20 protein-coding genes and 1 tRNA gene are annotated in these 24345 nt (G+C 71.6%); 2 read left to right on the top strand and 19 right to left on the bottom strand.

Annotation, left to right across the window (positions count from 1 at the left end):
• Nucleotides 1-140: 140 nt before the first annotated feature.
• From OHO83_RS29485 to OHO83_RS29455, 7 genes are all read right to left on the bottom strand, one after another.
• Nucleotides 141-213 (bottom strand) — tRNA-Ala (locus OHO83_RS29485).
• Between the two features lie 96 nt (nucleotides 214-309).
• On the bottom strand, nucleotides 310-987 hold the full coding sequence (locus OHO83_RS29480) for a histidine phosphatase family protein (RefSeq protein ID WP_266670442.1): 678 nt from the start codon (nucleotides 985-987) through the stop codon (nucleotides 310-312).
• Nucleotides 984-1442: a ribosome silencing factor gene (gene rsfS / locus OHO83_RS29475; RefSeq protein ID WP_116513018.1), complete on the bottom strand. Its 459-nt coding sequence runs from the start codon at nucleotides 1440-1442 to the stop codon at nucleotides 984-986. Before rsfS ends, OHO83_RS29480 begins: the two co-directional genes overlap by 4 nt.
• Nucleotides 1443-1566: 124 nt before the next feature.
• Nucleotides 1567-3255, bottom strand: a complete 1689-nt coding sequence (locus OHO83_RS29470; protein WP_330279974.1) for an LCP family protein — start codon at nucleotides 3253-3255, stop codon at nucleotides 1567-1569.
• Between the two features lie 16 nt (nucleotides 3256-3271).
• Nucleotides 3272-3934 carry a nicotinate-nucleotide adenylyltransferase gene (nadD, locus tag OHO83_RS29465; RefSeq protein ID WP_266670448.1) on the bottom strand — a complete coding sequence of 221 codons (663 nt, stop codon included), beginning with the start codon at nucleotides 3932-3934 and terminating at the stop codon, nucleotides 3272-3274.
• A 47-nt stretch (nucleotides 3935-3981) separates the two neighbouring features.
• Nucleotides 3982-4146: a hypothetical protein gene (locus tag OHO83_RS29460; protein WP_266670450.1), complete on the bottom strand. Its 165-nt coding sequence runs from the start codon at nucleotides 4144-4146 to the stop codon at nucleotides 3982-3984.
• Nucleotides 4147-4299: 153 nt separating this feature from the next.
• Nucleotides 4300-4464 carry a hypothetical protein gene (locus OHO83_RS29455; protein ID WP_266670452.1) on the bottom strand — a complete coding sequence of 55 codons (165 nt, stop codon included), beginning with the start codon at nucleotides 4462-4464 and terminating at the stop codon, nucleotides 4300-4302.
• 107 nt (nucleotides 4465-4571) lie between these two features.
• On the opposite strand from OHO83_RS29455, the gene OHO83_RS29450 reads away from it, so the two are divergent.
• Nucleotides 4572-5660: a M48 family metallopeptidase gene (locus tag OHO83_RS29450; protein WP_266670454.1), complete on the top strand. Its 1089-nt coding sequence runs from the start codon at nucleotides 4572-4574 to the stop codon at nucleotides 5658-5660.
• 12 nt (nucleotides 5661-5672) lie between these two features.
• Here the strand turns inward: OHO83_RS29450 and OHO83_RS29445 are convergent, their stop codons facing one another.
• The 5 genes from OHO83_RS29445 to proB form a co-directional block, all read right to left on the bottom strand.
• Complete coding sequence (locus OHO83_RS29445; RefSeq protein WP_330279973.1) at nucleotides 5673-6746, bottom strand: SCO2583 family membrane protein; 1074 nt, start codon at nucleotides 6744-6746, stop codon at nucleotides 5673-5675.
• 101 nt (nucleotides 6747-6847) lie between these two features.
• Nucleotides 6848-7444: an SCO2584 family spore wall biosynthesis protein gene (locus tag OHO83_RS29440; protein WP_266670458.1), complete on the bottom strand. Its 597-nt coding sequence runs from the start codon at nucleotides 7442-7444 to the stop codon at nucleotides 6848-6850.
• 78 nt (nucleotides 7445-7522) lie between these two features.
• Complete coding sequence (locus OHO83_RS29435; RefSeq protein ID WP_266670460.1) at nucleotides 7523-8806, bottom strand: glutamate-5-semialdehyde dehydrogenase; 1284 nt, start codon at nucleotides 8804-8806, stop codon at nucleotides 7523-7525.
• A 62-nt stretch (nucleotides 8807-8868) separates the two neighbouring features.
• Nucleotides 8869-9330: a hypothetical protein gene (locus OHO83_RS29430; RefSeq protein ID WP_266670462.1), complete on the bottom strand. Its 462-nt coding sequence runs from the start codon at nucleotides 9328-9330 to the stop codon at nucleotides 8869-8871.
• Between the two features lie 174 nt (nucleotides 9331-9504).
• Nucleotides 9505-10623 carry a glutamate 5-kinase gene (proB, locus tag OHO83_RS29425; protein ID WP_266670464.1) on the bottom strand — a complete coding sequence of 373 codons (1119 nt, stop codon included), beginning with the start codon at nucleotides 10621-10623 and terminating at the stop codon, nucleotides 9505-9507.
• Between the two features lie 356 nt (nucleotides 10624-10979).
• On the opposite strand from proB, the gene OHO83_RS29420 reads away from it, so the two are divergent.
• The gene (locus tag OHO83_RS29420) at nucleotides 10980-13070 is read left to right on the top strand and encodes a hypothetical protein (protein ID WP_330279972.1); all 2091 of its coding nucleotides are present in this window, start codon (nucleotides 10980-10982) and stop codon (nucleotides 13068-13070) included.
• Between the two features lie 285 nt (nucleotides 13071-13355).
• Here the strand turns inward: OHO83_RS29420 and obgE are convergent, their stop codons facing one another.
• The 7 genes from obgE to OHO83_RS29385 all read right to left on the bottom strand — a co-directional run bounded on the left by obgE (nucleotide 13356) and on the right by OHO83_RS29385 (nucleotide 24241).
• Nucleotides 13356-14792, bottom strand: a complete 1437-nt coding sequence (obgE, locus tag OHO83_RS29415) for a GTPase ObgE (RefSeq protein ID WP_266670468.1) — start codon at nucleotides 14790-14792, stop codon at nucleotides 13356-13358.
• Nucleotides 14793-14984: 192 nt separating this feature from the next.
• Entirely contained in the window at nucleotides 14985-15239 is a 255-nt protein-coding gene (gene rpmA, locus OHO83_RS29410) for a 50S ribosomal protein L27 (protein ID WP_100594223.1), read from the bottom strand.
• A gap of 14 nt (nucleotides 15240-15253) precedes the next feature.
• The gene (rplU, locus tag OHO83_RS29405; protein ID WP_116513007.1) at nucleotides 15254-15574 is read right to left on the bottom strand and encodes a 50S ribosomal protein L21; all 321 of its coding nucleotides are present in this window, start codon (nucleotides 15572-15574) and stop codon (nucleotides 15254-15256) included.
• Between the two features lie 215 nt (nucleotides 15575-15789).
• Nucleotides 15790-17142: a phospholipase D-like domain-containing protein gene (locus tag OHO83_RS29400; protein ID WP_266670471.1), complete on the bottom strand. Its 1353-nt coding sequence runs from the start codon at nucleotides 17140-17142 to the stop codon at nucleotides 15790-15792.
• Nucleotides 17143-17361: 219 nt separating this feature from the next.
• Nucleotides 17362-21273, bottom strand: coding sequence for an Rne/Rng family ribonuclease (locus tag OHO83_RS29395; RefSeq protein ID WP_330279971.1), 3912 nt, complete (start codon nucleotides 21271-21273; stop codon nucleotides 17362-17364).
• A 237-nt stretch (nucleotides 21274-21510) separates the two neighbouring features.
• The gene (locus tag OHO83_RS29390; RefSeq protein WP_266670475.1) at nucleotides 21511-22317 is read right to left on the bottom strand and encodes a TIGR03936 family radical SAM-associated protein; all 807 of its coding nucleotides are present in this window, start codon (nucleotides 22315-22317) and stop codon (nucleotides 21511-21513) included.
• Nucleotides 22318-22363: 46 nt separating this feature from the next.
• A complete protein-coding gene (locus OHO83_RS29385; RefSeq protein WP_330279970.1) occupies nucleotides 22364-24241 on the bottom strand; it encodes a hypothetical protein in 1878 nt (625 codons plus the stop codon).
• Nucleotides 24242-24345: the final 104 nt, after the last annotated feature.

The raw sequence follows: 24345 nt of genomic DNA, 5'->3' as shown, positions 1-24345 counted from the left end.
CCACACACGAGGACCACATCCGCAGACCTATACGCCCCTGGGACACCAAGCACCTCAAGGCAGTTGGAGAAAGTGTGCCGGGTAACAAAAAATCCCGCCCTAACCCGGACGGGATCTTTGTGAAGCGGACGCTTCGACTGTGGAGCTAAGGAGAATTGAACTCCTGACCTCCTGCATGCCATGCAGGCGCTCTACCAACTGAGCTATAGCCCCTTGCGTTCTCCCCGCACTGCGCGGCTGCGAACAAGAAGAACTTTAGCCTGCGACCTGCCGGAAAGTGAAATCCGGCCGTCCGGCCCCGTCGGGGACTCAGTCGTCGTCGCCGAGCACGGGCTCCGGGAGCGTGCCCGCGTTGTGCTCCAGCAGCCGCCAGCCGCGTGCCCCCTGGCCGAGGACGGACCAGCAGCAGTTGGAGAGACCCCCGAGACCTTCCCAGTGGTGGGCCTCGAGACCGAGGAGGCGCCCGATGGTGGTGCGGATCGTGCCGCCGTGGCTGACCACGACGAGCGTGCCGTCCTGCGGCAGCTTCTCCGTGTGGCTGAGCACGATGGGGGCGGCCCGGTCGGCGACCTCCGTCTCGAGCTCGCCGCCGCCGCGGCGCACCGGCTCGCCGCGCTTCCACGCGGCGTACTGGTCGCCGTAACGGCCGATGATCTCGTCGTGCGTGAGGCCCTGCCACTCACCGGCGTAGGTCTCGCGCAGGCCCTCGTCGTGCGTGACGTCGAGGCCCGTGAGCGCGGCCAGCTCGGCGGCCGTGGCGGCGGCCCTGCTGAGGTCGGACGCGACGATGGCGTCCGGCTTCAGCGAGGCGAGCAGCCGGGCCGCCCGGCGGGCCTGGGCGACGCCGGTCTCGGTCAGGCCGATGTCCGTGGAGCCCTGGAAGCGGCGCTCCAGGTTCCAGGCGGTCTGGCCGTGCCGCCACAGGATGACGCGCCGTCCGCGGGCCGCTCCCCCGGCCGCACCGGCGCCGGCCCCCGCGGCGGTCAACGCAGCTCTCCGCCCAGCTCGCGAAGCTCCTCGGCCTCCTCCGCGGCCTGCGTCGCCTGGGCGTGCTCCGCCGCCTTGCCACGGGTGGCCTTGGCGTCCTCGGGAAGCTCCAGCTCGGGGCAGTCCTTCCACAGGCGCTCGAGGGCGTAGAAGACCCGCTCCTCGCTGTGCTGGACGTGGACGACGATGTCGACGTAGTCGAGGAGGATCCAGCGGGCGTCGCGGTCGCCCTCGCGGCGGACCGGCTTGGCGCCGAGCTCCTTGTTCAGGCGCTCCTCGATCTCGTCGACGATCGACTTGACCTGGCGGTCGTTGGGCGCGGAGGCCAGCAGGAAGGCGTCGGTGATCGACAGCACATCGCTGACGTCGTACGCGATGATGTCGTGCGCGAGCTTGTCGGCAGCCGCCTGTGCGGCGGTGGTGATGAGCTCGAGGGAACGGTCAGTGGCGGTCACTACAAGGCTTTCCGTCGGCGGGCAGTAATCCCCTGAAGGGATACCCCAAGGGTCTCACGGACCGCCGACGGCCCTTACTGGATTGTCCGGGCCCCGGGAGCACGCCCCCCGGGCCCGGCCGCGCCTACTGTCCGCCCGTGTAGTTCTGGCCGAGGACCACGGACACGTCCGCGTTCGCCACGGTCTTCCCCTTGCGCACCGCGCTCGTCGGCAGGCCCAGGGTCTTGGCGACCTCGACGGCGTCCTGCTTGCGGTCGGCGTCCTGGTACGTGACCTGCGACGCGGCCTGGGGCGCGCTGCCCGTCCCGGCGTCGACGAACGTGTAGCCGCCGTTCACGAGCGTGACCCTGGCCTTCTCCGTGCGGGCCTTCACGCCGGTGGCGTTCTTGATACCGACGCGTACGGAGGCGTCCTTGCCCGGGTTCTTGACCGTGCCGCCGAGGACGTCCTTGACGACGCTGTCGGTGGCCTGCTCGGACAGGGTGCCGTCCTGCTGCACGGGCAGGAGCGCGGTCTTGTAGTCGCCGCCCTTGGCCCGGTCGGCGAGCTTGGCGAGGAACGCGCCGAGATCCTTCTCGCCCAGCGACGGGTCGAGGATCTGGGCGAGGGACTGGACGGTGACGGTGGCGGCGTGCGGGTCGGACGACAGCTTGCGCAGCACGCCCTGCATGACCTGGCCGAACCGCATGAGCTGAGCGGTCTCGGACTCGCCGGGCGCACGGTAGGTGGCGTACGCGACGGCCATGGGGCCGCTGAGCGTCTGCTGCTTGCCCTTCTTGACCAGCGGGGACGTCGCCTTCTTCCCGGACTTGGCGGCCGGGTCGGGGACGTCGGCATTCGTGTCGATGTCGATGTTGCCGACGAGCTCGACGAGGTTGTTGAGGTACGGGGTGTCGAGCCGCCACGTGCCCTCGACGTCCGTGCCGAGGACGGTGTCGATGGCGTCGCGCGTGCCGGAGGACCCGTCGCCGTCGACGGACTTGCCGAGCGTCGTCGCGCTGCCCTCGTCGTCCGTCAGGGCAAGGGAGTTGGGGAGCAGGACGGTGGTGCCCTGCTTGGTGGTGGTGTTGTTGACGAGCAGCGCCGTGGAGGTGCCGCCGCCCTTGGTGTTGTGCAGATGGACGACGATCACGTCGCGGTTCTGCGGGCCCGCGGTGTCTGCGGCGCCCTTGCCGGAGTCGGTGGCGCCGAAGCCGGGCAGCTTGCCCGCGTACCAGAGGTAGCCGACGCCACCGGTCACGCAGAGCACGAGGACGACGACGAGCGCGACGACCCGGCTGCGGCCGCGACGGCGGGCCTCCTCGCGGCGCTCGGTGCGCGACTCGGTGAACTTCAGCCAGTCGATGACGTCTTCGGAGTTCTCGTCCGGCTCCTCGACGAAGGAGAACTGCTCGGTGCGGTACTCGGGCGCCCCGTCGCGCTCGCGCGCCGCGGGCTCGGTCCGGGGAGCGGCCTGCGCGGGGATGTGCGCGGTCGCGGTCTGCTCCTCGACGCGCTGCTGCTGCCCCGTTCCCGCGCCAGCCCCGTAGGGGTCGTAGGACGGGGGCGGCCCCTGCTGCGCGGGCGCACCGGCTCCGTAGGGGTCGTACGTGTCGTACGAGGGCACCGGCGGCTGCTGGCCGGTGGCGTACGGGTCGTAGCCGTAGCCCTGGCCCTGGGGCGCTTGCGGATACTCGTACTGCGCAGGCTGCTGGGGCACCTGCCGGTACACGGGCTGCCCGTACTCGTCGTAGCCGACGAGCTCGTACTGGTCGGACGTGTTGGACGCGTCCCCCGAGTAACTGCCCGAGTAACCGTCGTATCGGTCGTTCACCGGTGCCCCTCTCGGCTCACTCGCCGCGGTACAGCTCACGCTTGTCGATGTAGCGCACCACACCGTCCGGGACCATGTACCAGACGGGGTCACCCTTGGCGACCCTCGCACGGCAGTCCGTGGACGAGATGGCGAGGGCCGGTACCTCGACGAGCGAGACTCCGCCCTCCGGCAGACCGGGGTCGGTCAGCGGGTGGCCCGGCCGGGTGACCCCGATGAAGTGCGCCAGGGAGAACAGTTCTTCCGTGTATCGCCAGGTGAGGATCTGGCCGAGGGCGTCGGCGCCCGTGATGAAGAAGAGGTCCGTGTCCGGATTGAGCGCGCGCAGATCGCGCAGCGTGTCCGTGGTGTACGTCGGCCCGCCGCGGTCGATGTCGATGCGGCTCACCGAGAACTGCGGGTTCTCGGCGGTCGCGATGACCGTCATCAGATAGCGGTCCTCGGCCGGAGTGACCAGGCGGTCCGTCTTCTGCCACGGCTGCCCGGTCGGCACGAACACGACCTCGTCGAGGTGGAACTGCGCGGCGACCTCGCTGGCCGCCACCAGGTGTCCGTGGTGGATCGGGTCAAACGTTCCGCCCATGACGCCGAGACGCCGCTTGGCGGTGCTGATCCGGGCCCGGTCCGGGCCGCCGGCCGGGCCGTTGACCGGGCCGGTAGGCATGTCCTGCTCTCCCATGCGTGCAGAGCCTACTGGCCCGGTGGGGGTGCCTTCGCCGTCAGGGCCTAGCGGTCCCGGTTGAAGCGGGTGACGATCCACAGCAGCAGCAGGAGGAGGAACAGGGCGCCGCCGCCGGTGAGGTAGGGGCTGAGGCTCGGGTGGTTGCCGCCTTCCTCGCCGCCCTCGGCAGCGAGGGTGGCCAGCTGGGCAGCGGTGCTGTGGAGGCTCATCGTCAGCAGGACCTATCCGGGTGAGACGGGATGGGAAGTCGGGCTCTGGGTGGTGACATGAGGTCTGGATAAAGACTTCCCGCTCATCGTATGCGGGGGTGTCCTCGGCGATCACGCCGACTCTGCCGTATGCGTGTCCGCCCCGCAGCCGCGTCAGTCGTCGCGCTTGTAGCCGCGCAGCAGGAACCAGCCCAGGAACACGCTGCCGAGGACGCCCACGACGATCACGATGCGCAGCAGATTGCCGGCGCCCTGCTGGTCGGAGGCGGCTGCGCTGACCACCTGGGTGAGCCAGGCGGCGTCGGGTGTGTGCTCCATGGCGTTTCGCTCCTTCGGTGTGCTGCCCCGCCACGGTATCTCCGCCTACTGTGGAGACCTCCTCGGGGGCACAACCGAACATGACGGCACACGAACATGGGGGACGCATGCCCGACGTCAACGACGGCAACGACGACCAGCGCGAGCACGTACCGAGCAGGCAGCGCCGGCGCTTCGAGGGGATCTCCTCTCGCGCGTACGAGCACCCGGCGGACCGGTCGGCCCTGGTGGCGCTGCGCAAGCTCAGCGGTTTCGACACGGTGTTCAAGGCGCTCAGCGGACTGCTGCCCGAGCGGAGCCTGCGCCTGCTGTTCCTGTCGGACTCGGTCCGGGTCTCCGACGACCAGTTCGCGCACCTCAACGACATGCTGCGGGACGCCTGTTACATCCTGGACCTGGAGAAGGTCCCGCCGATGTACGTCACCCAGGACCCTCAGCCGAACGCGATGTGCATCGGCCTGGACGAGCCGATCATCGTCGTCACGACCGGCCTGGTGGAGCTGCTCGACGAGGAGGAGATGCAGGCGGTCATCGGCCACGAGGTGGGCCACGCGCTGTCCGGGCACTCCGTCTACCGGACGATACTGCTGTTCCTGACCAGCCTGGCGCTCCGCGTCGCGTGGATCCCGCTCGGCAACTTCGCGATCATGGCGATCGTCACGGCGCTGCGCGAGTGGTTCCGCAAGTCGGAGCTGTCGGCGGACCGCGCCGGCCTGCTGGTCGGCCAGGACCTCAAGGCGTCGATGCGCGGCCTGATGAAGATCGCGGGAGGCAACCACCTGCACGAGATGAACGTGGACGCGTTCCTCAAGCAGGCCGAGGAGTACGAGGCCGGGGGCGACCTGCGCGACTCCGTGCTGAAGATCCTCAACGTGATGCCGCGCACGCACCCCTTCACCACGGTCCGCGCGGCCGAGCTGAAGAAGTGGGCCGCGACCCGCGACTACCAGCGGATCATGGACGGCCACTACCCGCGCCGCAGCGAGGACAAGGACACCTCGGTCACCGACTCGTTCCGCCAGTCGGCCTCGCACTACGCGGACAACGTGCGCAACTCCAAGGACCCGCTGATGAAGCTGGTCACGGACATCGCGGGCGGCGCGGGCGACCTGGGCGGCAAGCTGCGCGGCAAGTTCGGCGGCGGCAGCGGCGGTGCGAACACGGGCAACCACGGGACGCCGGAGGACGGCGCGTAGGTCCCGCGGGGCTCAGAGCGAAGGCTGGGCGCCCGGCGCGAGGGCGCCGCACAGCGAGGTGGTGCCGCCCGTGGCGAACGGGTCGGTGCCGGCCGGGCCGCCCTTCTTCGGCGTCTGCCCCGCGAGCAGCGGGTGCAGATGCGCGGTCGAGTCGACGGAGCAGGACAGCGGCCCGGCCTGCACATAGCTGACGACCACCTCGGCCTGGTGCATGCGCAGGTCGTCCCGGTCGAAGCGGAAGTGCAGCTCGCGGCGGACGGTGAACAGGGACGCCTTCGCGTCGGAGCCGGTGCCGACCGGGCGCAGCGCGTAGACGAAGGTGTGGTCGGAGGCGACCTCCAGGGTGTCCGCGTCGGCCTCCGTGGCGCGCAGGGTGCCGTGGACGCGGATCCCGGTGTCGGCGAGCGCGGCCTGCTTCGGGTCGAAGCGGACGAGCCAGCCGGTGGCCGCGTGCCGTCCGTCGGCGGCGGGCCGGTCGAAGCTCCGGTCGAACTGGTCGAGCTGCTGCGGGTCGACCAGGATCCGCACGGGCCGCACCGCTTTCCCGGTGAGCACGTCGGGGTCGAGCGAGGACTCGACGAGGTAGTCCTTGGCGGTGGTCAGGGCGGCGAAGACCTGACTCTCGGAGAAGTGTGAGGTGTGCCGGGCCGGAGGCAGGGCGATACCCTCGGCGGCCGTCGCGAACTGGGCGGCGGGACTGTGCGCGTAGAGCTCGGACACCGAGACGGCGCCGGGTACCCGGCCCTGCGGCGAGAGCGGGATGACGGTCATCCGCAGCGGTTCGGGCCGGCGGCCGGCGGTGACGCCCTGGTAAGGGTTGCGTACGCCCATGTAGATCGCGGTGCCGAACGCGATGACGATCAGGATGACGAGGATGACGGCCTGCCGGGTGAAGCCGCGGCGCAGTCCGGGGCGGCGGCGTACGGCGGGCGCGTGGTCGGTGATGCGCTCCTGCGCGGAGAACTCCTGGAGCCGGGCAGCGCGGATGAACGACTCGTCGAAGACGACGGATCGGTACTCGTCCTCACCACCACCGCCGGGAGCGCTCTCGGGGGTCCCCTCCGGTGGGTCTCCTGGCTCGCCCATACCTTCAGGGTAGGTCTGCGGGGGGTCCGGTAAACGCGCTGGTACGCGACAACTTCCGACAGGGTCTCCACCCTGTGCCGACGGGGTGTACCCGTGCGTGGTCAGGGGATCCGCGGGGTCGCGGGGACCGGTGACTGGGAGTAGTCGGCGGAGGCGTCGGGGGCCGGCGGGAAGCCCTTCTCCAGCTCGGTCGTCGCGGGCGGCGGGACCCGGTCCTGGCGGCCCCCCGACGAGGCGCCGCGGTAGACGGCGGTGAAGGCGAGCGCGACCATGCCGATACCCATGACGAGGGCAAGCAGCCAGGCGACGGGGCGGCGCCAGCGCACCTTCGCGGCGTACGCGCCGGGGAGCGGGTAGCCGTCCTCGTCGACATCGGGGTCGTAGAGGTCGTCGGCGTCCGGGCCGTGGCTGCCGTAGCCGCCTCGCGGGTCGAGGCCGTACCCGTCGTCGTAGAGGTCGTCGTCGACGGCGGAACCACGGGTGCGGGCCCTTCGCGCCTCGGCTTCCTGGGCCTCGGCGCGCGCCTGCGCCGCGGCGAGCAGCCGCTCGACCGCGGTCGGTTCATGGACCTCGGCGGCCTGCACGAAGTCCTCGTCGAAGACCACGGAGGCGAACTCTTCGTCCGCACCCCCGCGGTCGCGGTCGTCGTCGGGCTCCCAGCCGTCAGGGAACGGCGTGCCCCCCACGTCCTCCGGCACGCGTCCAGAGTAGACCTGGGGGGTCGTTTTGGGCAGTCGGTGCGGGAATTCCCTTTGTTCCCGTCCGCATGCCCGCGGCTACCGGATGTGGCCGTCGCCCGTGACGATGTACTTGGTGCTCGTCAGCTCCGGAAGGCCCATGGGGCCCCGGGCGTGGAGCTTCTGGGTGGAGATGCCGATCTCGGCGCCGAAGCCGAACTGGCCGCCGTCCGTGAAGCGTGTCGAGGCGTTCACGGCGACCGTCGTGGAGTCGACCAGTTGGGTGAAGCGGCGGGCCGCCTGCTGTGAGGTGGTGACGATGGCCTCGGTGTGGCCGGACGACCAGAGGCGGATGTGCTCCACGGCGGCGTCCAGGGAGTGCACGACGGCGGCCGCGATGTCGTACGAGAGGTACTCGGTCTCCCAGTCCTCGGGGGTCGCCTCGACGACGGTGGCCTTGGAGCCCTCGGCGTACGCGAGGACGCGCTCGTCGGCGTGCACGGTGACGCCGGCCTCGGCGAGGGCCTCGAGGGCGCGGGGCACGAAGGCGTCGGCGATGTCCTGGTGGACGAGGAGGGTCTCGGCGGCGTTGCAGACGCTGGGGCGCTGCGCCTTGGAGTTGATCAGGATGTCGACGGCCATGTCGAGGTCGGCGTGGGCGTCGACGTAGACGTGGCAGTTGCCGGTGCCGGTCTCGATGACGGGGACGATCGAGTTCTCGACGACGTTCTTGATGAGGGAGGCGCCGCCGCGCGGGATGAGGACGTCGACCAGGCCGCGCGCCCGCATCAGTTCGGTGACGGAGTCGCGGCCCTCGCCGGGCACGAGCTGGATGGCGTCGGCGGGCAGTCCGGAGCCGCCGACGGCGTCGCGCAGCACGCGCACGAGGGCGGTGTTGGACTCGTACGCGGACGAACTGCCGCGCAGGAGAACGGCGTTGCCCGACTTGAGGCAGAGGGCGGCGGCGTCCACGGTCACGTTCGGGCGGGCCTCGTAGATGATGCCGACGACGCCGAGCGGGACGCGGACCTGGCGCAGGTCGATGCCGTTCGGGAGGGTGTTGCCGCGGACGACCGTGCCGACCGGGTCGGGCAGGGCGACGACGTCGCGCACGTCGGCGGCGATGGCGCGCACCCGCTCGGGCGTGAGCGTGAGGCGGTCGATGATCGACTCGCTGGTGCCGGCCTCGCGGGCGCGGGCGATGTCCTTGGCGTTCGCCTCGACGATCTCGGCCGTGCGCACTTCGAGGGCGTCGGCGATCGCGGCGAGGGCATCGTCCTTCGCGGCCCGCGGCAGCGGGGCGATCACACCGGCCGCCGACCGGGCGCGGTAGGCGGCCTGGGTGACGGGGGTCATCGAGTCGTACGGCGAGAGCGAGGTCATAACGGCAGGGTAATGGGCGCGCCGGGGCCGTCCGGCGCCTGTTCCGAACCCTGAGATGTGACCTAAAACGGGTGTACGCCCACCGGGGTGGCCGGCAGGGGCCCGTATCCCTCGGCGATGCGCTGGTGGTACGTGTCGCGGTCGATGACCTCGAGGCCGACGATCTCCCACGGCGGGAGCTGGGAACTCTGCCGGTGCTCGCCCCACAGGCGCAGCGCCACGGCGGCCGCGTCGTGCAGGTCGCGGGCCTCTTCCCAGTAGCGGATCTCGGCGTGGTCGACGGCGTACCGGCTCGTCAGCAGAAAGGGGTGGTCGTGCGCCAGTTGTTCGAGTCCGCGCCGTACCTCCGCGAGGGGCGCGTCGGCGCCGGAGACACTGAGAGTGACATGCCAGAGGCGGGGGCCTTCCACCGTCACGACGCTCTCCTCCTGCCCGCTGCCCTGGTACGACTCGCCGGCCGCGACGCTGGTCAGTGCCCGCTCCGCAGACCCTCGGGACGTCGCCCCCGGGCGCGCTCGTCTCACGACGGCCTCCTTTGCGCAATGGTCGTGCGGAACTTCCTGAAACAAAGTTCAGCAGGCCAAGCGCCGTCATGGGGCGGTTTTGGGGAAGGTCCCCCGCCGGAGGCCCGCCTTTCGGCCGTTTACACGGTTTACGACCAGCGCGGACGCCGGATCTTCACGAGTGCGCCGGGGCGGTCAGGCGCGCAGCAGCACGAGGTCGTCACGGTGGACGACCTCACGCTCGTAGGCGGGCCCCAGTTCGCGGGCCAGCTCGCGAGTGGAGCGGCCGATGAGTTGCGGGATCTCCTTGGCGTCGAAGTTCACCAGGCCGCGCGCGACCGCGCGCCCCGTGGTGTCGCGCAGCTCGACGGGGTCACCCGCGTTGAACTCGCCCTCGACGGCCGCGATGCCCGCGGGGAGGAGCGACTTGCGTCCCTCCACGACGGCCTTCACCGCCCCGTCGTCGAGCGTGAGCGCGCCCTGCGGCGTGGAGGCGTGCTGGAGCCACAGGAGGCGGTCGGCGCTGCGCCGGCCCGTGCGGTGGAAGTACGTGCCCGTGTCGCGGGCGGCGAGTGCGTCGGCCGCGTGCACCGCGCTGGTGAGGACCACGGGGATGCCCGCGGCCGCGGCGATCCCGGCCGCCTCGACCTTGGTCACCATGCCGCCGGTGCCGACGCCCGCCTTCCCCGCGCTGCCGATCTTGACGTGCGCGAGGTCGGCGGGGCCGCGGACCTCGGAGATCCGCGAGCTGCCGGGCTTGGCGGGGTCGCCGTCGTAGAGGCCGTCGACGTCGGAGAGGAGGACGAGGAGGTCGGCGTGGACGAGGTGGGCGACCAGGGCGGCGAGCCGGTCGTTGTCGCCGAAGCGGATCTCGTCCGTGGCCACGGTGTCGTTCTCGTTCACGACGGGCAGGGCGCCCATCGCGAGGAGCTGGTCGAGGGTGCGCGACGCGTTGCGGTGGTGGGCGCGGCGGGCCATGTCGTCGCTGGTGAGCAGAACCTGGCCGACGCGGACGCCGTGGCGCGCGAAGGAGGCGGTGTAGCGGGCCACCAGAAGACCCTGGCCGACGCTCGCGGCCGCCTGCTGGCGGGCGAGGTCCTTGGGGCGCCGGTGCAGGCCGAGCGGCGCGAGCCCGGCGGCGATGGCGCCGGACGAGACGAGCACGATCTCCTTCTCGCTGCCGCCGCGGACCTTGGCGAGCACGTCGACGAGGGCGTCGACCCGGTCGGCGTCGAGGCCGCCCTCGGCGGTGGTGAGCGAGGAGGATCCGACCTTGACCACGATCCTGCGGGCTTCCGCCACGCCCTGCCTCATGTCCTGCCCTGCCGCTGACACGTGCGTTCCCCATCGGTGCTGACCGGCCGTGAGCCTCGTCCCGGCCACGGCCCAGGTCTTGCAATCTACGTGAGCGACACGGCGCGGCGCCTCCGGGTTCCGAGGGGCGGACGGCAGTCTCACGCGATAAGGAATTCCACCGGGGGCGGAGAAAGGAATCGTCACCCGGAGATCGTGGGGCCTTTGCCCCTTTATCCGGTGATAGCTGTCACGAAGGATTGCTAGCGAGGGCGCGAAAGTCATACGGTCAGTGGTCGGCCTTCGTCGAAGAATGCCGCGCACCCCCCGCAGATCTTTCCCCCCGCCACCCGACCCCCTGCCAGGAGCCCCGCCCAGTGCCCTCCGCCGGCCTTGCCCCCCGCCGCGTCGTGCAGCTCTCCGCGCTCTTCGCGATGTTCGCGCTCTACACGGCCCAGCTCGTCAGCGCGCTGATCCCGTACGTCCCGGTGTTCGTCGCCGCGAGCGCAGCAGGTCTCGCGCTCGACACGTATCTCCAGTACAAGCAGCCCGGCCTGCTCTCCCTCCTCGGCAAGATCCGCTTCGATGTCACCGTCCGCCAGCTGCTGCGAGACATGCTGATCCTGGTCGGTCTCCTGCGCATCGACGGCATCGAGCCGCTGGCCGAGCAGTCCCCCCTCACCATCGCGCTGCTCGCCTTCTACGCCCTGCACTTCGCGTGCCAGGCCGTGGCCGTGCTGGTACGGCGCACGCGCGCGCTGCCCATCGTGACGCGGAACATCGACGCGTCCGAGCTGCGGCTCTCCGCGGCGCCGCCGCGCATCCTGGCCCGCCGCCAGGGCCACCGCCTGCTCAGCTTCGCCGCCCCCGGCACCGTCGGCCTGCTGATCACCGCGGCCACCACCGACGCGCTCTGGGGCGGCATCGGCCTCGCCGTCTCGATCGTGCTGCTCGGCGGCGGCACCGTCTACCTCGCGACCTGGCTGCTTCCGAAGAAGCGCGCCCTGAGCGAGCAGAAGGTCATGGCCTGGCTCGACCGGTGGCTGGCCGACTACCAGCCGACCGTCGCGATGTACTTCTCGGGCGGCACGTCGTCCGCGTACCAGGCCAACATGTGGCTCTCCACGCTGTCCGAGGTCGACGGCAAGCCGCTGATCGTGCTGCGCGAGCGGTTCATGGTCCAGAAGATCGACGCGACCGACGTACCGATCATCTGCTTCCCGAAGGTCGCCACGATGTTCTCCCTGGAGAACTCGACGCTGAAGATGGTGCTGCACCCGGCGAACGCCGCGAAGACCTCCCAGGTCCTGCGCATCCCGACGATCAAGCACGCCTTCATCAACCACGGCGAGAGCGACAAGCTGTCCTCCTGCAACCCGTACGCGAAGGCGTACGACGAGGTGTGGGTGGCCGGGCCCGCGGCCCGCGAGCGCTACCAGCTCGCCGACATCGGCGTCGAGGACAAGGACGTCGTGGAGGTGGGCCGCCCGCAGCTGTCGCCCATCAGGCGCGCCACCGGCGCGCCCCAGGGCACGTACACGACGGTCCTCTATGCCCCCACCTGGGAGGGCTGGGACGGCAACCCGGGCAACACGTCGGTGCTTCTCGCCGGCGAGAACATCGTCAAGCACCTGCTCGCCGACGACTCCGTACGCCTCCTCTACAAGCCGCACCCGATGACCGGTTCGGTCGACCCGCGCGCGGGCGTCGCGAACGAGCGCATCAAGGCGATGGTCCGCGAGGCGGCCGCGAAGCGCTCCGGCGCCCGGCCCGGCCCCGAGGCCGCCGCCGAGCTGGTCCGCCGCGCGGCGGAGCTGGACAGGCTGACGTCGACCGCGTTCCGCGCCAGCGCGGACGAGATGGAGCGCATGATGCTCCAGGGCGCGCCCGACGGTGACCGGCAGTCCGCCGTCACCGACGCGACCGCCGCGTGGGAAGCCGCTTACTGGGCGTCCTTCCCGGAGTGGGAGCACCTGGTCATCACGGACGCCCGCCCGGCGATCTTCACCTGCTTCAACCAGGCCGACGTCCTCATCAGCGATGTCTCCTCGGTCGTCTCGGACTGGCTGACGAGCGAGAAGCCGTACGCCGTCGCGAACACCTCCGGCATGTCCGAGAGCGATTTCCGCGCCGGATTCCCGACGGTGAGCGCGGCGACGATCCTGACGCCCGCGGCAACGGAGGTACCCGCCCTTCTCAAGGCCGTACGCGCCCCGGAGACGGATTCCCACGCGGAGGCCCGCGCGGAGCTCAAGGAGCACCTCCTGGGCCCCTCCGACCCGCCGTCCCTGGAGCGCTTCAACGACGCGGTGCGCGCGCTGTGCGACCGGGCCGACGAGCGCCGCGTCCGCATGGAGTCCCGCCTCGCGGCGGAGATCCCCGGCCAGCGCGACACGGGCACGGACGCGGACGAGTTCGCCGAGGCGCTGGATTCCGACTCGGAGTCCGGCGACGCGGTCACGGCGTAGCGCTTGCCGCGCGGGCTGAACGCTGAAGCCCGTCGCACAGGCTGAACATGAGGAAGGCCCCCGGGAGATTCTCCCGGGGGCCTTCCTCGTGAGCTGGGCCACAACGCCCGACTGCGCCTGGAACGGCTCGACTCGTCCTGTCCCTGCTCCGCCCCGTCCCGCTCCGTCCGCTTGGCGCGGCGGCGCCGGGCCGCGCGGGGCGCGGCTCCTCGAAGCGGTGTGCTGGACCTGGTCACGGCGCCCCGCCCGACTCCGTCCGTCGGCCCGGGCAGCGCGCCCGATGACCTAGAACGGCTTGAACTCGTCGTACTCCTGCTCCGCCTCGTCCTGCTCCGCCTGCTTGTCGCGGCGGCGCTGGGCTGCGGGGCGCGGCTCCTCGAAGCGGTGGTCCTCGCCACGGCGGCCGAGCATCTCGGCGCCTGCCATGACCGTGGGCTCCCAGTCGAAGACGACCGCGTTGTCCTCGGGGCCGATGGCCACGCCGTCGCCCGTGACCGCGCCGGCCTTCATGAGGGCGTCCTCGACGCCGAGGCGGTTGAGGCGGTCGGCGAGGTAGCCGACGGCCTCGTCGTTGTTGAAGTCGGTCTGGCGCACCCAGCGCTCCGGCTTCTCGCCGCGCACGCGGAAGAGGCCGTCCTCCTCCTGCGCGACCGTGAAGCCCGAGTCGTCGACCGCCTTCGGGCGGATGACGATGCGCGTCGCCTCTTCCTTGGGCTTGGCGGCGCGCGCCGCGGCGACCATCTCGGCGAGGGCGAAGGACAGCTCCTTGAGGCCCTTGTGGGCCACGGCCGACACCTCGAAGACGCGGTAGCCGCGGGCCTCCAGGTCCGGGCGGACCAGGTCCGCGAGGTCCTGGCCGTCCGGCACGTCGATCTTGTTGAGGACGACGAGGCGCGGGCGCTTGTCGAGGCCGCCGTACTGCTTGAGCTCCTCCTCGATGATGTCGAGGTCGGAGACCGGGTCACGGTCCGATTCGAGGGTGGCCGTGTCGAGTACGTGGACCAGGACCGAGCAGCGCTCGACATGGCGCAGGAACTCCAGGCCGAGGCCCTTGCCCTTGCTGGCGCCAGGGATGAGGCCCGGCACGTCGGCGATGGTGTAGACGGTCGAGCCGGCGGTCACGACGCCGAGGTTCGGGACGAGCGTCGTGAAGGGGTAGTCGGCGATCTTCGGCTTCGCGGCCGACAGGACCGAGATGAGGGACGACTTTCCGGCGCTCGGGTAGCCGACGAGCGCGATGTCCGCGACCGTCTTGAGCTCGAGGACGATGTCCTGGAGATCACCGGGCACACCGAGGAGCGCGAAGCCGGGCGCCTTGCGGCGGGCCGAGGCCAGCGCCGCGTTGCCGAGGCCGCCGCGGCCGCCCTGGGCGGCGACGTACGTCGTGCCCTGGCCGACGAGGTCGGCCAGCACATTGCCCGCCTTGTCGAGGATGACGGTGCCGTCCGGCACGGGCAGGACGAGGTCCTGACCGTCCTTGCCGGAGCGGTTCCCGCCCTCGCCCGGCTTGCCGTTCGTGGCCTTGCGGTGGGGCGAGTGGTGGTAGTCGAGGAGCGTCGTCACCGCCTGGTCGACGACCAGGATGACGTCGCCGCCACGGCCGCCGTTGCCGCCGTCCGGGCCGCCGAGCGGCTTGAACTTCTCACGGTGAACGGAGGCACAGCCGTGGCCTCCGTTACCCGCGGCGACATGCAGTTCGACGCGGTCCACGAAGGTGGTCATGGTTCAGTGCCTCCTGGGGATTCCCCCGGCGAAGGGCCGGAGGAGTACGAAATGTCTTTGCTCGTCGTTCATTGGAAACACACGAAGGGCGGACCTGCTTCCCGATCCGGAAGCCGAAGCTTCTGGCCGGGCAAGCAAGGTCCGCCCTCGCGAAAACGCTCTACGGAGCCTGAGTCCTAGGAACTAGGGGTTTCAGGCGACCGGAACGATGTTCACGACCTTGCGGCCGCGGTGCGTACCGAACTCCACCGCACCGGCGTTCAGCGCGAACAGGGTGTCGTCGCCACCGCGACCGACGCCCGTGCCCGGGTGGAAGTGGGTGCCGCGCTGGCGGACCAGGATCTCACCGGCGTTGACGGTCTGACCGCCGAAGCGCTTCACACCGAGCCGCTGAGCATTGGAATCGCGCCCGTTCCGAGTGGACGATGCGCCCTTCTTGTGTGCCATCTTGTCTCAGTCCCTTACTTCGCAGCCGCGGGGATGCCGGTGATCTTGATCGCCGTGTACTGCTGACGGTGACCCTGACGACGGCGGTAGCCGGTCTTGTTCTTGTACCGAAGGATGTCGATCTTGGCACCCTTGTGGTGGTCCACGACCTCGGCCTGGACCTTGATGCCGGCCAGCACCCACGGGTCGCTGGTCACAGCGTCGCCGTCGACAACGAGCAGCGTAGAGAGCTCTACGGTGTCGCCAACCTTGGCGGTGGAAATCTTGTCAACCTCAACGATGTCGTCGACAGCAACCTTGTGCTGGCGACCACCGCTGCGCACGATGGCGTACACGCGGATCTCTCTCTCGCTCGGAACGAAACCCCTGAAGCCAGCCGCTCACACGTGCCCGAGGGCCCGTGATGTTCCGGATTGGACGAGCGGCCTCCCCCGGCGGACCGGGAGGTGAGGTGCTCAGGGGTGCGGCGCTCAACAGACGCCGACGGTCAAGGTTACGGGTCACCCGCCGAAAGGGTCAAACCAGCCCCCTTCCGCCGGGTGCGCGCGGGCTACGCGGGCGGCTTCTCACCGTCCTGCGGCAGCGGCTTCACGCCCTTGCACAGGTCCGTGGCGTCGGCCGTGCCGGGCCAGGTCACGTTCCACACCCGGTTGAAGTGGTCGCGGTAGGCGTCGTGCACGGAGTCGTCGTCGACCTTGACGATCGCCTCGTCGTTCTCGCGCAGCGCGGGGCCCGTGTAGTTCTGCGACCCGGTGAAGGTGATCTTGTTGGGCTTGCCGTCGTACATGCCGTCCACCAGCAGGTACTTCGAGTGGATGATGTACGGCGTCGTGAGCTTCTTGCCGGCGTTCAGCGGGTCCCGGTCGTCGTTGAAGCAGCGCAGCGAGGGACCGCCGGTGGCGTGCAGAGCCTCCCACGTCCCCTTGGGGCCGCCCAGGCTCTTGGCGCTGTCGGTCTCCGCGTACATGAGGCTGACGGTGCAGCCCTGCTTCTTCAGCGAGACCAGCTTGTCGGCGATCTGCTTGCGGGTGACCTTGAAGATCGCGGCCCGGATGACGGTCTTCTTCGCGGCGCCGGTGACCGGGTCCTTGTAGGAGCAGGCGACGTTGTTGAGGACCGAGTACATCGTGTCGGACTCGTTGACCGTGCCGGCCCGCGGGAAGAAATACGCCTTGTACAGGCCGTTGCTGACGGTGCGGTAGTCCCACGTCGACCAGCTCTTGCCGGTCATGTCCGTGAAGTAGTCCGAGTACGCCTCGTACATCACGCCGTTGTTCGGCAGCATCAGCGCGTCGTTGTAGAACCTCGTGTGCGCCGACGGCGTCGAGTTCGACGTGGTCTGCACGACGACGTTCGTGGCGCCCTCGACCGCGGAGAACAGCCAGAACTTGTTGTGCATGATCGACTGGCCGTACTTGGGGTCGCCCAGGCAGGACTTGTGCGCCGGGCAGAGCGTCACGAAGGACGACCCCGCGCTGCTGGTGCCCAGGGCCGCCTTCAGCTGGGCGTACGACGTGTTGGTGGGGCGGTCGCTGACGCTGGACTCGTCGAGCAGCATCTGCACGTTCACGCCGCGGTTCTTGGCCGCGACGAGCGCGTCGACGACCGACTGCTCCCACACATGGTAGACCGCGACCTTGATCACCGAACCGGGCAGCGCCGCGTTCGTCAGCTGTATCAGCCTGGTGCGGATCGCGTACTGCTGGTCCGTGGTGCCGTGCGGGTCGTTGAAGATCGGCCCCTCGGTCCACGTCGGGGTGTCCGCGGCGGCGGTCCCCCCGGACGCGGTGGCCTGGATCCCGGCTGCCGAAAGGACCGTGGCGATGGCCACGGCCTGTCTGCCACCCTTGACCGGTTTCACGGCACGGTGGCGGCCCGTGCCTTTCAGGCGCGCGTGCGCCATTGCTACCCCTCCCCAGTTTCACGGGCCGCGTGTTCTCCCCAACGCGCGGTCACGTGATCGTTCATGTTCACTCGTGCGACTCCATGAGTTTTACAGGTAGTTGGCCGGTCTCCAAGAGCAGGGTGCGGTTCAGCCGGAGTCACATGGCCTGGGACACGCCGACGCCCCCGCTCCGCGCAGTGCGGCTCGGGGGCGTCGGATCCGGATCTACCGCGTTGCTCAGGCCTCGTCGGCCGCGGCGGAGACGGACGGCTGAGCCTGCTGCTCGGCCGCCACGGTCTTCTTCGCGGTCGCCTTCTTGGCGGCGGTCTTGGTCGCCGCCTTCTTGGCCGTCGTCTTCTTCGCGGCCGTCTTCTTGGCCGCGGTCTTCTTGGTGGCGGCCTTCTTCGCCGTCGCCTTCTTGGCCGTCTTACGGGCCGTCTTCTTGGCGGCGGGCGCCTCCTCGGCGGCCTCGGGCCCGGCCTGCTCCGGCTCGGCCTGCGCCTCCGTGGCCGACGGGACGACCACGACGGCCGTCTCCTCGGACGCGGTGGGCGCGGTGGCCTTGCGGACGGCGCGGCGACGCGGGCGGGCCGGAGCCGCGCTCTCGACGGGCGCCTCGGCCTTCTCCTCGGCCACAGCGGCCTTGGGCTCCTCGGCCACGACGGGCTCGGGCTTGGCGGGCGCCGTGACGGTCACCTCGGCCTCGGCGGCGGCCTTCGGCGAACCGGCCGGGGCCGTCGCCTTACGGGTCGCCCGACGGCGCGTACGCCCCTTGGGAGCGGCGTCCTCGACGGGAGCGGGCTCCGCCACGACCGGCTCGGCCACGACGGGCTCCGCCACGGCCTGCGGGGCCTCCTCCTTCGGAGCCTCCGCCTTGGCGGCCTCCTTCGGGGCCGCCTCGCCCTTGGGCGCGCCGGCCGGAGCCGACGCCCTGCGGGTCGCACGACGGCGCGAACGGCCACCACGGGCCGCGGCCTCCGCCTCGGCGGGGCTGCTGTACAGCTCCTCGTCGGGCACGAACTCGGGCTCGGCCAGCGCGACCGGGGCCGCGACCTCGGCGGCGACCTCTGCCTCGGTCTCCACCTCCGTCTCCAGCGCCGCCTGCTCGTGGTCGTGCTCGTGCGGGAGCTCCGCGCCGTTGCCGCCACGGCCGCGCTTCTTGCGCTTGCCGCCGCCGCCGGCGGACGTGGGCTGCTCCATGTGGACGATGACGCCGCGCCCGTTGCAGTGGACGCAGGTCTCGGAGAAGGACTCCAGGAGGCCCTGGCCCACGCGCTTACGGGTCATCTGGACCAGGCCGAGCGAGGTGACCTCGGCCACCTGGTGCTTGGTCCGGTCACGGCCCAGGCACTCGAGGAGCCGGCGCAGGACCAGGTCCCTGTTGGACTCCAGGACCATGTCGATGAAGTCGATGACGACGATGCCGCCGAGGTCACGCAGGCGCAGCTGGCGCACGATCTCCTCGGCCGCTTCGAGGTTGTTCCTCGTCACGGTCTCTTCGAGGTTGCCGCCCTGGCCGGTGAACTTGCCGGTGTTGACGTCGACGACGATCATCGCCTCGGTCTTGTCGATCACCAGCGAGCCGCCGCTGGGCAGCCACACCTTGCGGTCGAGCGCCTTGGCGAGCTGCTCGTCGATCCGGTACGTCGCGAAGACGTCGACCTCGGAGGTCCACTTCGAGAGGCGGTCGGCCAGGTCGGGCGCCACGTGGTTGACGTAGCCGTGGATCGTGTCCCACGCGTCGTCACCGCTGACGATGACCTTGGAGAAGTCCTCGTTGAAGATGTCGCGCACGACGCGGACGGTCATGTCCGGCTCGCCGTAGAGCAGGCTCGGCGAGCTCGTCGAGATCTGCTTCGACTTCTTCTGGATGTCCTCCCACTGGGCCTGCAGACGCTCGACGTCGCGGCTCAGCTCCTCCTCGCTCGCGCCCTCGGCGGCGGTGCGCACGATGACGCCCGCGTCCTCGGGGACGATCTTCTTGAGGATGGTCTTCAGACGCGCGCGCTCGGTGTCGGGCAGCTTGCGGCTGATGCCGGTCATCGACCCCTCGGGGACGTAGACCAGGTAGCGGCCGGGCAGCGAGACCTGGCTGGTCAGGCGGGCGCCCTTGTGGCCGATCGGGTCCTTGGTGACCTGCACGAGGACGGACTGGCCGGACTTCAGGGCGGTCTCGATGCGGCGCGGCCCGTTGGCCATGCCGAGCGCCTCGAAGTTGACCTCACCGGCGTAGAGCACGGCGTTGCGGCCCTTGCCGATGTCGATGAAGGCGGCCTCCATGGACGGCAGCACGTTCTGGACCTTGCCCAGGTACACGTTGCCGACGTACGAGGTCGCCTGCTCCTTGTTGACGTAGTGCTCGACGAGGATGTCGTCCTCGAGCACGCCGATCTGGGTGCGCTCGCCGTGCTGGCGGACGACCATGACCCGCTCGACGGCCTCGCGGCGGGCCAGGAACTCGGCCTCGGTGATGATCGGCACACGACGGCGGCCCTGCTCGCGGCCCTCGCGGCGGCGCTGCTTCTTGGCCTCGAGACGCGTCGAGCCCTTGATGGACTGCACCTCGTCGGCGCCGGTGCCCCGCTCCTCCTGCTTACGGGGCTCGCGGACCTTCACGACCGTGCGCTCGGGGTCGCTGTCGCCCGGCTCACCGTCGGTGGAGGCGTCACCCGCGCGGCGACGACGGCGACGGCGGCGACGGCTGCTGCTGGAGCCGGACGGGCCGGACTCCTCGCGCTCGTCGGCCTCGTCGGCCTCATCGCTCTCGTCGGTGGGCTCGGCGCCCTCGTCGGTGGGCTCGGCCTCTTCGTCGGTCTGCTCGTCGGACTCGGCGTCCGCGGAGTCACCGCGACGGCGACGGCGGCCACCACGGCGCCGGCGGCGCGTGGGGCGGTCGCCCTGCTCGTCGTGGTCCTCGTGGTCCTGGTCGCCCTCGGCCTCCTCGGCCTCGGCCGGCTCCTCGACGGCGGCGGGCCGCTGCGGCTCGGCGGCCGGCGCGGCGGGCTGCTCCTCGGCGGCGCGGCCACGGCGGCGGCGCCGGCGCGGCGTCTCCTCCGCGATCACATCGGCCACGGTCACGGCCTCGGCGGGAGCCTCGGCCTCGACCGGCTCCTCCTCCACCGCGGCCTCGGCGGCGGCCGCAGCGGCGGCGCGCTCCGGGGTCTGGAACATCGGCTCGGCGAAGACCGGCGCCTGGAAGACGGCGACGGACGGCCGCGCGGGACGGCGCGAGCCCTTCGTGCCCTTGGTCTCGTCTGCGGCGGGCTCGGCGGCGGGCTCAGCGGCGGCGCGCGAGGCGGCCTTCTTGGCGGAGCGCTGCGCGGGCTCGGAGAAGCCGACCGCGGCCTTGCGGGTGGCGCGGCGGCGGGGGCGGCGCCCGCCTTCGGCGTCCTCGTCGGACGCGGCGGCGGGGGCCTCGCTCTTGGGAGCCTCGGTCTTGGGGGCCTCAGACTTCGGGGCCTCCGCCTTCGGGGCCTCCGTCGCGGCGGGCTCGGCGGCGGCCACGGGCTCGGCCTGCTCGGGTGCGCCGGCGGGGGCGGTGGAGCGGCGGGTGGCACGCCGGCGGGTACGCCCGGCGGGGGCGGCCTCAGGCTCGGGGGCGGTCTCCGGCTCGGGGGCGGTCTCTTCCGCGGCCACGGCGGGCGCCGCGGCGGGCTCGGTCACCGCGGGGGCCTCGGCCTGCTCGGAGGTACCGGCGGGGGCGGAGACGCGGCGGGTGGCACGGCGGCGGGTACGCCCGGCGGGCGCGGCCTCCGGCTCGGGGGCGGTCTCTTCCGCGGCGACGGCGGGCGCGGCGGCAGCAGCGGGCTCGGCAGCCTCGGCGCTCTCTGCCGCGTCGGGAGTCTTGGGTGCGCCGGCGGGCGCGGAGGCGCGGCGGGTGGCACGCCGGCGCGGGCGCCCGGCGGGTGCGGCGTCCTGCGCGGGGGCCTCGGCGGCGGCCGCGCCTGCCTCGGTCTCTTCGGCCTCGTCGGCGACGGGGTCGGCGGCGGCCTTCGCGGCCGGGGCGGTTTCGGCGGCGGCACCCGTGGGCGGGCCCGCGGGGCGCGAGGCCGCACGGCGCCGGCGGCGCGGCGGCAGGGTGTCGCTGGGACTGTTGTTGTCGGTTCCCACGGACGACGACGTCTCAGTGGGTTCGGTGGGCTCGAGCATGCGGGTGGATCTCCCGTCAGGCTCCCGGGCGCCGCGCCTGGTCCGGTGACGTCCGCGGCTCGCGCGTTCATGCGCGGTGCCGCCGTCCGGGGCGCGGGCGCCGCACGGGAGCTCTCTGTCTGTTCTCGCCGGTTCCGTACGCCATGTGTGCGTACGGCCTGGCGAAAGTCCTTGGGTTCGTGCGCTGCCCGACCCAGGTGGCTCCCGAGTACGAGGGCGGCGCTTCGACGACCGTCCTTACGCGGAACCTGGCACCGGCGCCGTCGCGGTGGCAGCTGCGGCGCTCCCCCCGCTTGCGGGAGGTGCGGCCTCGACTGCCTCGCGGTCGGGCGCGAGCGGGTCGGTCACCGTGCCGGTCTCTTCATCGAAAAGCCCCTGCGCCAGCCTGGTCACCGCTGCGGGGACCGGCGGCGCCAGGTCGGCCACAGCTCGGAGACCGGACAGAACGTCGTCGGGTCGAACGGCAGGCGTCACGTGCCGAACAACCAGGCGCAGTATCGCACAGGCCTTGTCGGTCGGCCTATCAGCCTGGGCGTCGTTCGCCTGCGGGACCTCGGCGGCCTCGAGGCTCACGACGGCGGCGCGGGCGTCGAACGTCCGCATCCCGTTCTTCGTCCTTCGCTGGACCTCGACGGCCTCCGCCGCCACGAACGCGTCCGCGGCGGCCTTGGCCTCGGCGGCGTCGACGCCGTCGAGCCGCAGCTCCCAGACGGATGCGGTGAGCCGGTCGGCGAGGCCCGAGGTGCGGGACTCGACGGCCTCGATGATGTCGAGCCCCGTGGGGAGCGACTCGTCGAGGAGCTCGCGCAGCGTGTCCGGATCGCGCGCTTCGGTGAGCGCGATCTCCAGGTACTCGGCTTCGCTGCCCGTGCCGGTGGGTGCGGCATTGGCGTACGACACCTTCGGGTGCGGCGTGAACCCCGCCGAGTACGCCATGGGCACCTCGGCGCGGCGCAGCGCACGCTCGAAGGCGCGCTGGAAGTCACGGTGGCTGGTGAACCGGAGGCGGCCGCGCTTGGTGTAGCGCAGTCGGATGCGCTGCACCGCGGGTGCGGGCGGCGGGCCTTCGGGCTGTCGCTTGCCCAGTGTTCTAGTCCTTCGTGAGTGCGGTCGTACTGCTACCTAGAGTACGTGCCTGCGGCGGAACAGGTTCCCGCCGGTCCCTGACCAGCGGATCGGGCTCCGCCCGTTTTGCTCCGAAGAGCGCCCGGCGGACGTCCGCCCTGGCCTGGCGCACGCTCTCGCGCGCCGCCGCGAGGGCCTGACGCGCGGTGCGCCTCGCGTCCTTGACCGCCCGGGCCGCGGGCCGCCACACGGAGTCCCGTACGAGGTGCCCCAGTGGGGTGCACACCTGGCGGTACGCCCAGCGCACCGGGTCCACGAAGGTCCGCCGCAGGAGTCGGCCGAGGAACCGTCCGACGGCCCGCGAAACGTGTCCGGAGACACGCCACGCGTGCCCGAGCGCCTCGCCGGTCTCGCGCACGAGGACGACGACCGCCCGCCCGACGGGCACGAGCACCCGGCGCCAGAGGGCGACGGCGGGCACGACGAAGATCCACCGTACGAGGGTGACGGCGACGGCCCGGACCCCACGCCCGAACCGTCCGACGCCGGCCCACACGCCACGCGCGAGCCGTGCGAGCCCTGACCGCACACCCCGGCCGAGCCACGTCAGGCCCGTGCCCAGCGCTCGGCCGGCGAGGGCGAGTTGAGCCCCAACCAGCTTGAGAAGAAGGGCAGTTGCGCGTCCGGCGGGTGCGAGTACGCGGGTGTGGAGCCAGACCCAGGGCCAGACGAAGAGAGCCTTGGCGAGCCAGATGACGACGGTCGCCGTGCCGCGCGCGAGGAGGACGATGCCGCGGCCGAGTGGCGTCAGCGCGTGTGTGTAGAACCACACCGCGGGGACGACGACGAGGGCGCGCAGCAGTGCGGTGAGGCCTGCTCCCAGGGCACGGCCCACCGCCGCGAGGCCCCGCGCCAGCCAGGCGATCCCGCCGCCGAGAGGCACGAGCACGCGCGCGTACAGCCACACCCACGGCCAGACGAAGAGCGCCCGCAGCAGCCACGCACCGCCCACGCGCAGGCCGCGCCCGGCCGCGGTCAGCCCGGCCCACGCAGCGGAAGCCAGGCGCGCGACACCCCGGCCCACAAAGGCGAGACCCGCCCCGACCCCCCGCGCAAGCCACCCGATCCCCCGCCCCACCGCGACCACCCCGGCCCACACAGCGGAGGCCAGGCGCGCGACACCCCGGCCCACAAAGGCGAGACCCGCCCCGACGCCCCTCAGAAGCCACCCGACGCCCCGCCCGGCCGCGACGACACCGTCCCGGACGACGGAGGCGAGACGCGCGATCCCTCGGCCCGCGAGAGCGAAGCCCGCCCGTACCCGTCGCGCCAGCCACGCGATCCCGCGTCCGGCCGGTGTCATCACCCGGAGGTACCACCAGGCGACCGAGGCGACGACGCCCTTCCACCACACCCACAGCGCTCCGGCCCGCACCCCGCGGCCGACCGGCGCGAGGACGTAGCGCCACAGCGCGACCCACGGCCGGACGAAGAGCGCTTCACCGGTCCAGGTCAGCGCGACGGCGACCCCCCTGCCGACCGGAACCAGCACGCGCTCCCACAGCGCCACCCACGGCCACACGAACAACGCCCGGCCCAGCCACGCCAGCGCGGTGCCCGCGCCCCGTGCCGCCGGGGCCAGTACGCGTGCCCAGAGCCACACCCACGGGACCACGAACACCGCGCGCAGCAGTTGTCCGGTCCCGCGGGCCAGGGGCACCAGGCCACGACGCCACACGGCACGTCCGCCGGCGGCGACGGCGTCCCAGGTCAGGCGGATCGGTACGACGAGGACCAGGACAACGATGCGCACCGGGATGCGGATCGCGGCCACGAGGCAGCCCTCGGGCGGCCGTTCGGCGGCAACGGGCTCCGCGGGCGTCGGGGGCTTCTCCCAGTCCATGCCTTCTCAGACGCCGGAGCACGGCATACGGATCCGCGTCACGGGAACTTCACGCACACCTCTGGCCATGGCCACCTCTGTCTCGTATTCATAACGGGTCTGGG

It is taken from the genome of Streptomyces sp. NBC_00569, assembly GCF_036345255.1.
Taxonomy (GTDB): domain Bacteria; phylum Actinomycetota; class Actinomycetes; order Streptomycetales; family Streptomycetaceae; genus Streptomyces.
The sequence above is the reverse complement of the archived record's forward strand: the minus strand, read 5'-3'. Positions and strand labels throughout refer to the sequence as shown.